Origin of the sequence: Sulfurivermis fontis, assembly GCF_004001245.1 — a bacterium.
In the GTDB taxonomy this organism is placed as follows: Bacteria; Pseudomonadota; Gammaproteobacteria; order Thiohalomonadales; family Thiohalomonadaceae; genus Sulfurivermis; species Sulfurivermis fontis.
Genome location: NZ_AP018724.1, coordinates 3196030 through 3208570, shown reverse-complemented (window position 1 = coordinate 3208570; position 12541 = coordinate 3196030). Strand labels below are relative to the sequence as shown.

General features: G+C 67.6%; 15 protein-coding genes. 9 read left to right on the top strand and 6 right to left on the bottom strand.

Annotation, left to right across the window (positions count from 1 at the left end; translation table 11 throughout):
• Positions 1–314: 314 nt before the first annotated feature.
• From EP379_RS16070 to EP379_RS16050, 5 genes are all read left to right on the top strand, one after another.
• Positions 315–935, top strand: a complete 621-nt coding sequence (locus tag EP379_RS16070) for a LysE family translocator (protein ID WP_172600517.1) — start codon at positions 315–317, stop codon at positions 933–935.
• Between the two features lie 37 nt (positions 936–972).
• The gene (locus EP379_RS16065; protein ID WP_127478737.1) at positions 973–1848 is read left to right on the top strand and encodes a DMT family transporter; all 876 of its coding nucleotides are present in this window, start codon (positions 973–975) and stop codon (positions 1846–1848) included.
• 243 nt (positions 1849–2091) lie between these two features.
• The gene (locus EP379_RS16060; RefSeq protein WP_127478736.1) at positions 2092–2349 is read left to right on the top strand and encodes a type II toxin-antitoxin system HicA family toxin; all 258 of its coding nucleotides are present in this window, start codon (positions 2092–2094) and stop codon (positions 2347–2349) included.
• Between the two features lie 40 nt (positions 2350–2389).
• Positions 2390–2890 (top strand): CBS domain-containing protein, encoded by a 501-nt coding sequence (locus tag EP379_RS16055; protein WP_127478735.1) that lies wholly within the window; start codon positions 2390–2392, stop codon positions 2888–2890.
• Entirely contained in the window at positions 2890–4227 is a 1338-nt protein-coding gene (locus EP379_RS16050; RefSeq protein WP_127478734.1) for an ArsB/NhaD family transporter, read from the top strand. The genes EP379_RS16055 and EP379_RS16050 overlap by 1 nt, the downstream gene beginning before the upstream one ends.
• An 82-nt stretch (positions 4228–4309) precedes the next feature.
• Here the strand turns inward: EP379_RS16050 and EP379_RS16045 are convergent, their stop codons facing one another.
• Positions 4310–5278 carry a phosphatase domain-containing protein gene (locus EP379_RS16045; protein ID WP_127478733.1) on the bottom strand — a complete coding sequence of 323 codons (969 nt, stop codon included), beginning with the start codon at positions 5276–5278 and terminating at the stop codon, positions 4310–4312.
• A 92-nt stretch (positions 5279–5370) separates the two neighbouring features.
• Complete coding sequence (locus tag EP379_RS16040) at positions 5371–6678, bottom strand: NAD(P)/FAD-dependent oxidoreductase (protein WP_127478732.1); 1308 nt, start codon at positions 6676–6678, stop codon at positions 5371–5373.
• 144 nt (positions 6679–6822) lie between these two features.
• Between EP379_RS16040 and EP379_RS16035 the strand changes: the two genes are divergently transcribed.
• Positions 6823–7365 (top strand): YaeQ family protein, encoded by a 543-nt coding sequence (locus EP379_RS16035; RefSeq protein ID WP_127478731.1) that lies wholly within the window; start codon positions 6823–6825, stop codon positions 7363–7365.
• Positions 7362–7868 carry a 3'-5' exonuclease gene (locus EP379_RS16030; RefSeq protein ID WP_127478730.1) on the top strand — a complete coding sequence of 169 codons (507 nt, stop codon included), beginning with the start codon at positions 7362–7364 and terminating at the stop codon, positions 7866–7868. Before EP379_RS16035 ends, EP379_RS16030 begins: the two co-directional genes overlap by 4 nt.
• A gap of 4 nt (positions 7869–7872) precedes the next feature.
• Here EP379_RS16030 and EP379_RS16025 read toward each other — a convergent pair whose 3' ends face one another.
• Positions 7873–9087 (bottom strand): TraB/GumN family protein, encoded by a 1215-nt coding sequence (locus tag EP379_RS16025; RefSeq protein ID WP_127478729.1) that lies wholly within the window; start codon positions 9085–9087, stop codon positions 7873–7875.
• 125 nt (positions 9088–9212) lie between these two features.
• On the opposite strand from EP379_RS16025, the gene EP379_RS16020 reads away from it, so the two are divergent.
• Both EP379_RS16020 and EP379_RS16015 read left to right on the top strand, forming a co-directional pair.
• Complete coding sequence (locus EP379_RS16020) at positions 9213–9893, top strand: zinc metallopeptidase (RefSeq protein WP_127478728.1); 681 nt, start codon at positions 9213–9215, stop codon at positions 9891–9893.
• A 54-nt stretch (positions 9894–9947) separates the two neighbouring features.
• Entirely contained in the window at positions 9948–10160 is a 213-nt protein-coding gene (locus EP379_RS16015) for a hypothetical protein (RefSeq protein WP_127478727.1), read from the top strand.
• On the opposite strand, the gene EP379_RS16010 is transcribed toward EP379_RS16015, so the two are convergent.
• The 3 genes from EP379_RS16010 to EP379_RS16000 are packed head-to-tail and all read right to left on the bottom strand — an operon-like array spanning position 10161 to position 12541.
• Positions 10161–10481 carry a tetratricopeptide repeat protein gene (locus EP379_RS16010; protein ID WP_127478726.1) on the bottom strand — a complete coding sequence of 107 codons (321 nt, stop codon included), beginning with the start codon at positions 10479–10481 and terminating at the stop codon, positions 10161–10163. It lies immediately after the preceding gene.
• 37 nt (positions 10482–10518) lie between these two features.
• A complete protein-coding gene (locus EP379_RS16005; protein ID WP_127478725.1) occupies positions 10519–11094 on the bottom strand; it encodes a methyltransferase domain-containing protein in 576 nt (191 codons plus the stop codon).
• A 1-nt stretch (position 11095) separates the two neighbouring features.
• The gene (locus tag EP379_RS16000; RefSeq protein WP_127478724.1) at positions 11096–12541 is read right to left on the bottom strand and encodes a TrkH family potassium uptake protein; all 1446 of its coding nucleotides are present in this window, start codon (positions 12539–12541) and stop codon (positions 11096–11098) included.

Sequence of the window (12541 nt, the reverse complement as noted above, 5' to 3'; positions counted from 1 at the left end):
TTCGCTTGGCGTGGTTTTGTCCACGGATGGACTTATGTCGCGCAGCCCAGGGAGGGGCGGGAGCGACCTGAGAAGTCCAGGATGGACTTATTCAGACCTTCCCTAGATGTAGAGATGTAGGATGGGCAAAGCGACAGCGTGCCCATCCTGCGGGGGTAATGGAGGGTGTGGGAAAAAGCGGGGAGGCCGGGATGGGGATTGCTGGCCCCGCTGGAACAGCCGCCGACGGCAGCCGCCACGCGATCGCAGTTCCCATTTTTCCGGAATCGCGTCAGACTCCAGCGATTTTCCGGCACGCAATTTCGGCGACTCCCATGTCCTTGGAAATCCTGCTCCTGTTTACCGTCACCACCGCCATGGCCTGTTTCACGCCGGGGCCGGCGGCGATGTTTGTCGCCTCGGTGGGCACGACGCGCGATACGCGCCTGGTGGCGCACGCCATCGGCGGCATTGCCCTGGCCAATGCGTTTTACTTCGGCCTGTCGGCGCTGGGCCTGGCCGGCCTGTTGCTGGCCTCGCCGCAGGTATATGCGGCGATCCGCTGGGCCGGCGCGGCCTATCTCATCTACCTCGGCGTGCGCCTGTTGCTGGCGCACGGCGGCGCCGGCTTCGCCACGCTGGGCGGCGGGGCGGCGGCCCTGTCGGCGCGGCGTGTGTTCGGGCGCGCGCTGGTGCTCGAATTGTCCAACCCCAAGGCGCTGCTCTACTTCGCCGCCCTGTTGCCGCAGTTCATCACGCCACAGGCGCCGCTGGCCATGCAGTTCCTCGGCTTCTGTCTCATCACCGTGGTGCTGGATGTGTGCGCCTATGGCTTCTACGGCGCCATCGGCTTCGGCGTGGCGCGCTTCTCGGCGCCGGGGGTGCTGGTGTCGATCCGCCGCGTTGCCGGGGCGGCGTTCGTGCTGGCGGGCGCGCGGCTGGTCGCGGTGTCGTGACGGCACGGCCGCCGCCCATCGATAACGCGAGCCGCCCATGACCGGCATCCCCCTGCGTTCTCCGGCCTTCATCATCGCCGTCACGATCTTCACCATGCTGCCGCTGGCCGCCAATTCGCTGTTGGCGCGTGCGGCCATCGGCGCCGACGCCATCGACCCGGCCAGCTTCACCACGGTGCGGCTGCTGTCCGGCGCCGCGATGCTGTGGCTGATCGCCGTGCTGAGCGGGCATGCCAGCGCGCGCGAGGTGCGCGGCAGTTGGGCCTCGGCGGCGATGCTGTTTGCCTATGCGGCGGCATTTTCCTTTGCCTATATCGATCTGGGTGCCGGGACCGGGGCGCTGATCCTGTTCGGCTGCGTGCAGGCGACCATGTGGCTGGTGGCCCTGTGGCGCGGCGAGCGGCCCCACGGCCTGGCCTGGCTCGGGCTGGTGGCGGCCTGCGGCGGCCTGGTGTATCTGATGTCGCCGGGCCTGACGGCGCCGCCGCCGCTGGCGGCCGGACTGATGGCTGCGGCGGGGGTGGCCTGGGGCGTCTATTCGCTGCATGGCCGCGGCTCGGCCGACCCGCTGGCGGATACCGCCGGCAACTTCGTGCGCAGCATCCCGCTCACCATTGTCCTGAGCCTGTTCTGGCTGGGGGACCTGACGTGGTCGGCAGCGGGATTGCGGTGGGCCGTTATCTCGGGCGCGCTGGCCTCGGGTGTCGGCTATGCGCTGTGGTACAGCGTGCTGCCGCAGCTGAGCGCGACCCGCGCCGCCACGGTGCAATTGTCCGTGCCGGTCATCGCCGCGCTGGCGGGCGTGGTCCTGCTGGACGAGGCGCTGACCCTGCGCCTGGTGCTGGCGGCGGTGCTGATCCTCGGCGGTATCGGGCTGACCCTGTTTGCCAGATCGGTGGCGGCGGGCCAGTAGCCGGGCAGAGCGGTGCGTGGTCGCGCTCCGGGCCGTCAACTAAGGAAGGTCTGAATAAGTCCATCCTGGACTTCTCAGACCACGCCAAGCGAAAAGTGTGATTTTCGCTCGGCTTCATTTTTCAACGACTTATCGTCGTTGAAAAATGGCGGCACATCCCTGTGCCGCGGAAGCTCTGAACTTATTCAGAGCTTCCCTAACCTTCAGACACAAAGGTCAGTCACACTGCTACGGGAGGTCATCATGAGCCACAAGCACGAGCAGTTGCTGCAAACCATCATGCACGGCCCGGCGAGCGGCAACATCCACTGGCGCGAGGTGGAGTCCATGCTGCATCATCTCGGCGCCAGCATCGAACCGGCGCATGGCGCGCGCATGCGCGTGGTGCTGAACGGCGTCGAGGGTTTCGTGCACAAGCCGCATCACAGCGGCACCTGCGAAAAGAGCGAAATCCGCCACTTGCGCGATTTTCTGGCGGCGGCGGGATTCTCCGGCGGGTAAAGCCCGATCGTGCAAAACGACAAAAGGACGGGGGAGAGCCATGCTGACTTGCCGTGAAGTGATGCATCCGACGACGACACCGCTGTATGCGGACGAACCGTTGGGCAAGGCCATCGATTTCATCATGGAACGGCACATGGGTCTGGTGCCGGTGGTGGACCGGCAGGAGCGTTTCGTCGGCTTTCTTTCCGGCGAGCGCCTGATGCGCGCGCTGCTGCCCAGGCACCTGACCATGGTGCGTGGCCTGGATCGCATGGGCTACCTGCGCGAATCGCGCGAGGAGCTGCGCGAGCGGCTCGACGAACTGGTGCAGCAGCCGATCAGTACGGTGATGGATTCGCGCGCCGAGGTGGTGCATCCGGACACGCCGCTCATCGAGGCGCACACCATCCTGGCCGACACGCAGTTCGTGGTGCCGGTGGTGGACCCGGACAGCGGCCGCCTGCTCGGCGCCATCTCCTTCTTTACCATCCTCGCCCTGCTGCGCGGTGAGCCGTGCTGGAGCGACCGTCTGGAGCAGGCGGGCGGGAAGATATACTGATGCAGGCAACGGAAGCGACGGTAGTGTTCGGTCTCGATCCGCTGGGCGTATCGGCGGGCATCTTCGTCATGGCCTACGGCTTTCTGCTCTCCGAGCGCATCCATCGCACGGTGGTGGCGCTGCTCGGGGCAGCGGCGATGCTGCTCAGCGGTGTGCTGACCCAGGACCAGGCCATCGCCGGCATCGACTTCAACACCATCGCGCTGCTCGCCGGCATGATGGTGATCATCGCCATCACGCGGCGCACCGGCGTGTTCGAATTCATCGCCATCTGGGCGGCGAAAAGGGCGCGCGCCGAACCCATCGGCATCCTGATCCTGCTGGCCCTGGTGACGGCGCTGTTCTCCGCCTTTCTCGACAATCTCACCACGGTACTGCTGGTGGTGCCGGTGGCCCTGCTCATCGTCGACAAGCTGAAGGTATCGCCCTATCCGTTCCTGTTCAGCCAGATCCTCGCCGCCAATATCGGCGGCACGGCGACGCTGATCGGCGATCCGCCGAACATCCTCATCGGCTCGGCGACCCATCTCAGTTTCAATGACTTCCTGTTGCAGCTGGGCCCCATCGCCCTGTTCCTGCTCGCTCTGGTGCTGCTGGTGCTCTACGGCATCTGGGGCCGCTCGCTGCATACCACGCCGGAGCTGAAGGAGCGCGTGATGCGCTTCGACGCACGGGGCAGCCTGCGCGACATGCGGCTGCTGCGCCAGTCGCTGCTGGTGCTCGGGCTGGTGATCCTCGGTTTCATCATCGGCGAACATTTCGCCATTGCCCCCGGCACCACGGCGATGTCCGGTGCCGCCCTGCTGCTGCTGCTCACCGGCATCGGCGAGGATCGCCGCGGCCAGGCCGAGCAGGTGCGCATGGCGCTGGAGGAGGTGGAGTGGAGCGCGCTGTTCTTCTTCATCGGCCTGTTCGTCATCGTGCATGGCGTGCAGAGCACCGGCCTGCTGGAACACCTCGCGGCGGGGCTGCTGGATGTCACCGGCGGCGATCCGATGATCACCGCCTTTACCACGCTGTGGTTGTCGGCGGCGGTATCGGCGGTGATCGACAACATTCCCTTCGTCGCCACCATGATCCCGCTGGTGCACAGCATGGAGGCGGGACTCGGCGGCATGGCGGCGGCGGAACCGGTGTGGTGGTCGCTGGCGCTGGGCGCCTGTCTCGGCGGCAACGGCACGCTGGTGGGTGCGGCGGCCAACGTGATGGTCGCGGGCCTGGCGGAGCGCGCCGGCACGCCGATCAGCTTCCTGCGCTTTCTGCTCATCGGCATGCCGCTGATGATCGCCAGCGTGGCACTGGCCAATGTGTACCTCTACCTGCGGCACTTCCTGTAGCGCCCGATTGGCGCGGTCGCGAATACGATTCGCTCCTGCATGACCTGCCTGGCAGGAGCGAATCGTATTCGTGATGCCGGACTCAATAAAACCCCAGCTCCTGCGCAATGGATGACAGCAGGGCGCGGCCGCCGTCGAGGCTGTTGTGGATGCCGTGACGGTGGTCGATCCACCACTTGGCGTCGACCTGGTTTTCCAGATAGGCGATGGCCTTGTGGATCCCCTGCTGCATCATGTGCCAGTGATCGGGGTCCTCCTCTTCCGCCTGGGCGCTGACCTGCTCCATCCACTTCAGCACCTTGTCGATGGCACCGAAGGCGTTGAGGCGCACGGTCTCGGCCCAGGCCACCTGTTTGTCGGAACCCTCCAGCGGCGGCAGGCCGCGTTGCTGCGCCTGGTGGCGCGCCTGCTCGCTCTTCTGTCGTTGTTCCTTGCGCTGTTCCTCCACCTGACACAGGCGGCACGGGCTCTCGCCGAGCTGCTGGAGGCGATCCGGCCAGGTGAAATCGTCGTCGCCGTAGAAGGGATACAGCACGGTGTGCCCGCAGGCGTGGTGTACCACCTTCAGCTCGAACACGTCGCGCGTCTCGCCGTTGCCCTGGTTGTGGCCGATGAGGGTGCAGGGGATGTTCTGCTCGGTGCACCAGTGGGCGAAATCGAGGTGGGTGTCGGATTCGTAGACGCGGCGGATCGTCGCGTCGGGATAATGCTGCGCGATCACCGCGCTCTTGAAGTCCACCGCCGGTTTGTAGTCGTTGGCCGGACGCATCCACAGCCCGTCGTAGCCGATCTGCCAGCGGCGCAGCCAGGCCAGGGTCTGCTCGCGCACGCTGGCGCTGCGGCCGGTGAGCAGGATCACCGGCACGCCCTCGGCGCGCGCCTGGTTGAGGCGGTCGATGAGCGGCAGGTTGGGCATGTCGTCGCCGCAGGCCTCCAGAAAGCGATCCCAGTGCTTCACGCCTTCGTCGTTGTAGAGGTGGTGCAGGCGGTGCGCGATCAGCGCGAGCACGCCGTCGAGGCCGCAGATGACGATTTCGTTGGGTACCGGCATGGGGCGTATTGTGCCGCGTTATGTGTTTCCCATGCGAAACGGGCGCCGTATCGCGGCGGAGCCGTTCCTGCGAGCCGGCTGCGTGTCTCGCGCTACAGCATGTCGCGCAGACGGTAGTACAGCATGCCGAGCACCAGTGCCGGGGTGCGCAGCCATTCGCCGCCGGGGAAGCGGCGGTGGCGCAGGCGGGCGAGCAGGTCGAAGCGTTCCGCCTGGCCGGCGATGGCCTCGGCGGCGAGCCGGCCGGCCATGCCGGCGAGGGCCAGGCCGTGGCCGGAGAAACCCTGCAGGTAATAGATGTTGGGGGCGAGGCGGCCGAAGTCCGGCGCCTGATTCATGGTGATGTCGCAGAAGCCGCCCCACACATAGGGCACGTCGACGTCGGCCAGCTGCGGGAACACCTGCACCATGCGCCGGCGCATCCTTTCCTTCAGGTTGAGCGGCGTCGCCGTGCTGTAGCTTTCGCCGCCACCGAACAGCAGGCGGTTGTCGGCGGTGACGCGGAAATAATCCAGCACCAGGTTGGTGTCGAAGGCGGCGGAGCGGTGGCGGATCAGGCTGTCCGCCAGTTCCGCCGGCAACGGCTCGGTGGTGATGATGTAGGTGCCCACCGGCATGATGCGTGCGGCCAGTTCCGGCGCGATCTGCGCGCCGAACTCGGGCAGGTAGACGTTGCCGGCCAGCACCACAAAGTCGCAGCGCACCTCACCCTGCGCGGTCTTCACGGTCGCCGGTGTACCGCGCTCGACGGCGATGGCGGCAGAGTTTTCGCACAGCTGTACGCCGGCGCGTTGCGCGGCGGCGGCGAGGCCGAGGCAGTACTTGAGCGGGTGCAGATGGCCGGACAGCGGGTCGAAGGCGCCGGCATGGAAATGGTCGCTGGCGATCCAGTCGCCCAGCTCGGCGTGCGCAATGGCTTGCAGCTGGTAGTCGTAGCGCTGCGCCAGGTGCTGCACCCAGTGTTCCAGGGCATGGGCCTTGCGCCGGCCGATGGCGAGGCTGAGATGGCCGGCGGTGTATTCGCAGTCGATGCCCTGCTGCGCGATGGTTTCCCGCAGCCAGTGCAGCCCCGCGATGGAGATGTCCCAGGCGCGGCGCGCCTCTTCCCGCGGCAGTTGCACCTCGATGGCCTCCAGGCCGGCGAAGCCGTAGCCCGCCAGCACCTGTCCGCCGTTGCGGCCCGAGGCGCCCCAGCCCAGGCGGCGCGCCTCCAGCAGGGTGACGCGATAGCCGCGTTGCGCCAGCTCCAGCGCCGCCGCCAGCCCGGCATAGCCGCCGCCCACCACGCAGACGTCCGCTGTGTGAGATCCCCTCAGCGGCGCCGCCACGGGGGGGCGCGCCACCGTCGCCTCGTAGTAGGAGTGGCGGGTAAGGTCGGATTCTTTGTCGAGGAGGGCCATGCGGGTCGGAGTGGTCGCGGGGGAGGCCGCCTACAAAACTGTGGATGAAAACCGCCGTACTGGCAACGTACCGGGGCGCGCGGCGTGACATATTTTTGTAGCGGGCGCGCTACACTGTGCGCCTTTCCCAGGCAGGCTGTCCCCATGGCACTCACCGCTACCGTCTTCAAGGCCGAGTTACAGATCGCGGATATGGACCGCGGCTACTACGCCGACCACAGCCTGACCCTGGCTCGCCATCCGTCGGAAACCGACGAGCGCATGATGGTGCGCCTGCTCGCCTTTGCGCTACACGCCGGTGAGGGGCTGCAGTTCACCAAGGGCTTGTGCGCCGACGATGAGCCGGAGCTGTGGCAGCGCAGCCTTACCGACGACATCCTGCTGTGGATCGATGTCGGCCTGCCCGACGAGCGGCGCCTGCGCAAGGCCTGCAACCGCGCGCGCCAGGTGGTGCTGTATGCCTACGGCGGCCGCACCGCGGAGCAGTGGTGGCAGCGCAGCGCGCCGGAGCTGCGGCGCCATGACAACCTGCAGGTGTGCAATCTGCCGCCGGAGGCGACGGCGGCGCTGGCCGGGCTGGTCAGCCGCACCATGCGCCTGCAATGCACCATTCAGGAAGGGCAGGTGTGGCTGGGCAATGGCACCGACACGGTGCTCGTCGAGCCGCAGGTCTGGCAGGGGGCATGAGCCGTTTCGCCGCCATCGACTTCGAGACCGCCACCTACGGCGCTGACAGCGCCTGCGCCCTGGCGGCGGTGATCGTCGAGGACGGTCGCATCGTGCAGCAGCTGTATGAACTGATCCGGCCGCCGACGCGCACGTTTTCCTTCACCCACATCCACGGCCTGCGCTGGAGCGACGTGCAGGACGCGCCGGACTTCGCCGCCGTCTGGGCAACATTCGCACCGGCGCTGCGCGAGGTGGAATTCCTCGCCGCCCACAATGCGCCCTTCGACAAGGGCGTGCTCAACGCCTGTTGCAACCGTTACGGACTCGCCGTGCCGCCGCAGCCCTTCGTCTGCACCGTGCAGCTGGCGCGTGCGCAGTGGAACATCCGCCCCACCAAACTGCCCGATGTGTGCCGCCACCTCGGCATCGAACTGGTCCACCATCGGGCCGACTCCGATGCCGCCGCCTGCGCGCGGATCGTGATTGCGGCGGAACAGGCGGGTTGGTGTTTCAACCCCTGATGCGTCAGCCGCCGATGAGGCGATCGTAGATGAGGAAGCCGGCGACGTAGGTGCCGACGGCGGAACCCAGGCTGGCGAGGAAGAACACCAGCAGGGTGCGCGCGACGCGGTTGCGCCACCAGCCGCGCCAGTGGGTGACATCGTGGCGCAGGTTGTTGAAGTCGGCGACGCGCGGCTTGCGGAAATACAGCTCCACCGCCCCGGCCACCATGCCGGCGCCGATCATCGGATTGAGCGAGGTCCACGGCGCGGCGAGGAAGGCGGTGAGCACGGTGGCCGGATGTCCCGCCGCGATGAGCGCGCCGAGTGCCGACAGCACGCCGTTGATCAGCAGCCAGTCCCAGATCATCGCCCAGCCCAGGTCCGGGCTGCGGCTGAAGCCGATGCCGAAACCGGCGAGGATCACCGCGACGATCAGCCACGGGATCAGTTTCGGCCAGCGCGAGGCCGGCGGGCGCGCCTCCAGCCGCCGCACGGTGGCATCGGCGTCGGCGCAGGTGTTGCCTGTTTCCAGGTGGCTGGCGATGCCCTTGAGGTGGCCGGCGCCGATCACCGCGAGTACATTCTTGTAGCCGTCGCGCCGTGCCTCCTGACACAGACGCGCCGCCATGTACTGATCGCGTTCGGCGATGAGCGGCTCATACAGCACGGTGTTGCGATCGGCGAATTCGGCGAAGGTGGTTTCCAGCAGGTCGCCTTCCTTCAGCCGCTCGATCTCCTGTTCACTCACCTGCTCACGCGACAGCACGCTGCCGAGCAGGCCGCCGAGGATGTTGAGGCGCTGCCACCAGGGCACGTTGCGGTAGACGCGGCGCAGGGTGGTGCCGACGTCGCGATCGATGAGCAGCACCGGCAGGCCGCGTTGCAGCGCGCCCTCCATGGCCGTGCGCATCTCCTCGCCGGGACGCACGTTGAACTGTTCGGCCAGGCGCTGCTGGTAGGCGCCGAGGGCCAGGCTGGCGGCCATCATCGCGGCGCGGCCCTGGCGGAACACCTGATACAGATCGGTCTGGCCCCACACATCCGGATTGACCAGTGCCTGATGGCGCGCCGGGCACAGCTCGATGGCCACGGCATCGAAGTCACCGCTGGCGAGCAGCGTGTGCACATCCTCGGCGCTGGCGCGCGAGACGTGGGCGGTGCCGAGCAGGGTGTAGCTGATGCCGTCGCGGCGGATGCGGCGCAGCGGGCCGCTGGTGCGTGGAGTTTCTTCAGGCATGGAGATGATGGCTTGGGGTGGAGGCGCGATTATCCCCGCAAGGGGTGCAAGATTCAAAATTCGAGATTGAAAACCACAGGGGCCGCACGCATCCTTGCGGTGAGTCCTGCCACTGAAGCCACGTCATGCTGTTCGCCATCATCGGTTTGCTGATTCTGTTTCTTACCCTGGCTCCGGCACTGTGGGCCAGGGCGGTGCTGCGCCGCTACAGCGGCGAGCGCCGCGACTATCCGGGCAGCGGCGGCGAACTGGCGCGTCATCTGCTCGATCGTCACGGCCTGAAGCAGGTGGTGGTGGAGACGACGGAACAGGGCGACCACTACGACCCGCAGGCGAAGGCGGTGCGCCTCGCGCCGGAACATTTCAATGGCCGCTCGCTCACCGCCGTGACGGTGGCGGCCCATGAGGTGGGCCATGCGCTGCAGGATCACAGCGGTTATGCGCCGCTGGCCTGGCGCACGCGCCTGGTGCGCGTGGCCCAGGGGGCGGAGAAGGCCGGCGCGGCCTTGATGCTGGCGCTGCCGGTGCTGACCCTGCTGACGCGGGCGCCCTCCGCCGGGCTGGTGATGTTCCTCGCCGGCCTCGCCAGTTTCGGCGGCGCCATCCTGGTGCATCTGGTGACCCTGCCGGTGGAACTGGACGCCAGTTATCGCCGCGCCCTGCCGCTGCTGGGCAGCGGCTATCTGCCGCCCGGCGACCTGCGTCCGGCGCGGCAGATCCTCACCGCCTGCGCCTTCACCTACGTTGCCGCCTCGCTGTTCAGCGTGCTCAACCTGGCGCGCTGGTGGGCCATCCTGCGGCGCTGAAACAGCGCGCCCGGTTTTGCGCTACAGTGAGGGACCGGAGCGCGGTGGACAACGATGCGGCTGAGCGAGAGTGAACGAACCTGCCTGGAGTATCTGGCGCTGCATCCCGACAGCGCGGGCGAGGCGTGCAGCAGCGCGGTGCTGGAGGTGCTCGTGGCGCATGGACTGCTGGAGCGTCATGTGCTGGTGCCGCTGCCGGGTCTGGCCTGGCGCTGTCACTATCGCCTGACGGCGGCCGGGCTGCAGCTCCTGCACTCCGGTGCCTGACTATCCGGCATCCGTCTTCCGCAGCCGTTTGAGAAACACCTGCATCTCCTTCGCCGCCTGGATGTCCCCCTTTTCCTCCGCAATGCGTATGCCCGCCTCGTAGGCGGCAACGGCCTCAGCGTTGCGGCCGGCGGCGGCCAGGGCCCTGCCGAGCAGCTTGTGGCTGGCGGAGTGCGCCGGGTCGTGGCGCAGGGCGGCGCGCAGATGGTCGATGGCGCGCGCGGGATCGCCCTGCTTCAGCCAGGCACTGCCCAGACCGAAGCGCAGCATCAGGTTGTCCTGGCCGGCGGCGAGCAGTCTTTCCAGTGCGGTGGGGTCCATGGACAGGACATGGGGCCGCGGCGCGGGCCGGGCAAGGTCAGGCGGGTCGCTGCGCCACCAGATAGGCCTCGTCGCGCAGGCCGCGCGCGGTGTCGCCCACGGTGTCCTCCTCGCGGTAGGCGATGACATCCAGCGCGCTGAACAGGTGCAGCAGTTCGTTGCGCGCCAGGCGGAAGGCGGGATTGCCCGGGCCGTGTTCACCGACCTGCGTGCGGGTCCAGGTCTGGTAGTAGAGCAGACCGCCGGGTTTGAGCGCGGCCTGGATGGCCGGGCACAGGCGGCGCTCCAGGTAGCGGCTCACGGCGATGACGTCGAAGTGGTGTTCCGGCAGGCCGTGTTGCGTCAGGTCGCGCACCTCGGCATGGAGCGGCAGGTCGTGCGCGCGGGCGTAGGCGTTGAGTTTGTCCACCGCCACGGCGGAGAGGTCCCAGGCGAGGGTGTCGAGGCCCCGGGCGGCGAGCAGCAGGGCGTTGGCGCCAAGGCCACAGGCGAGGTCCAGCGCGCGGCCGTGGCCCGGCAGCAGGTGGGCATAGTCGCGCAGTACCTGCACCGGCTCGCCGTCGCCGACGCTGGCGTCGCGGTAGCGTGTGTCCCACTTGGCGGCGTCGGACACCTTACTTGCGCCAGAACATGGGCGACAGCAGCGCCAGGATGGTGAAGATCTCCAGGCGGCCGAGCAGCATGGCGAAGGTGCAGATCCAGGTGGCGGCGTCATTGAGCGGCGCAAAGCTCATGCCGACCTCGCCCAGGCCGGGGCCGAGGTTGTTGAGGGCGGAGGCGACGGCGCCGAAGGCGGTGACCTGGTCCACGCCGGTGGCCATCACCAGCAGCATGAGGAAGGCGAACACCGCGATATAGAGGGCGAAGAAGCCCCACACCGCATCGATGACGCGCTCGGGCAGGGCGCGACCGCCCAGCTTGATGGGGCGGATGATGCTGGGGTGCAGCAGCCGCCACAGCTCGCGCGAGCCTTCCTTGGCGAGGATGATGAAGCGGATCACCTTCATGCCGCCGGCGGTGGAGCCGGCGCAGCCGCCAAGGAAGCTGGTGAAGATCAGCAGCACCGGCAGGAACAGCGGCCAGATGGAAAAATCATCGGTGCTGAAGCCGGAGGTGGTGATCACCGAGGCGACCTGGAAGGCGGCGTGGCGCAATGCGCTGCCGACATCGCTGTATTGGCCGGTGAGATACAGAGTGGCGGTGATGATCAGGATCAACGCCGCGACGATGGCGAGAAACACGGCGGTCTGGGTGTCGTGCCAGTAGACCTTGGGGCTGCGCATGCGCAGGACGATGAAGTGCACATTGAAGCTGATGCCGCCGAGCAGCATGAAGACGATGGCGATGGTTTCGATGGCCACGCTGTCGAAGTAGGCGAGACTGGCATCGTAGGTGGAGAAGCCGGCGGTGGACACCGTGCTGAAACTGTGGGCGACGGCGTCGAAGGCCGACATGCCGGCGGCCCAGTAGGCCAGGGCGCAGGCGATGGTGAAGCCGACATAGATGCCCCACAGCGCGCGTGCCGTCTGCGTGATGCGCGGGGTGATCTTTTCGTCCTTCATCGGGCCGGCGGTCTCGGCGCGGAACAGCTGCATGCCACCGACGCCGAGCATGGGCAGGATGGCGATGGCCAGCACGATCACGCCGGCGCCGCCCAGCCATTGCAGCTGCTGGCGGTACATCAGGATCGACGGCGGCATGCTGTCCAGGCCGGACAGCACGGTGGCGCCGGTGGTGGTGAATCCGGAGACCGCCTCGAAGGCGGCGTCGGTGATGGAGATGTCGAGGCCCAGCACCAGGGGCAGCGCGGCGGTGAGGCCGATCACGCTCCAGAACAGCGTCACCACCACGAAGGCCTCGCGCGTGCGCAGGTTGCCGGTATGGCCGCGGCCCGGCAGCCAGAATACCAGGCCGAGCAGCACCAGCAGGCCCTGGCTGAGCAGGAAGTTGTCCAGCTGGCCGTCGTTGGTATACCAGGCGATGGCGGCGGGGGGAAACAGTGTCGCCGCGAAGATGACCAGGAAGATGCCGAGCAGGCGGGCGATGAGCGGCAGGCGCAT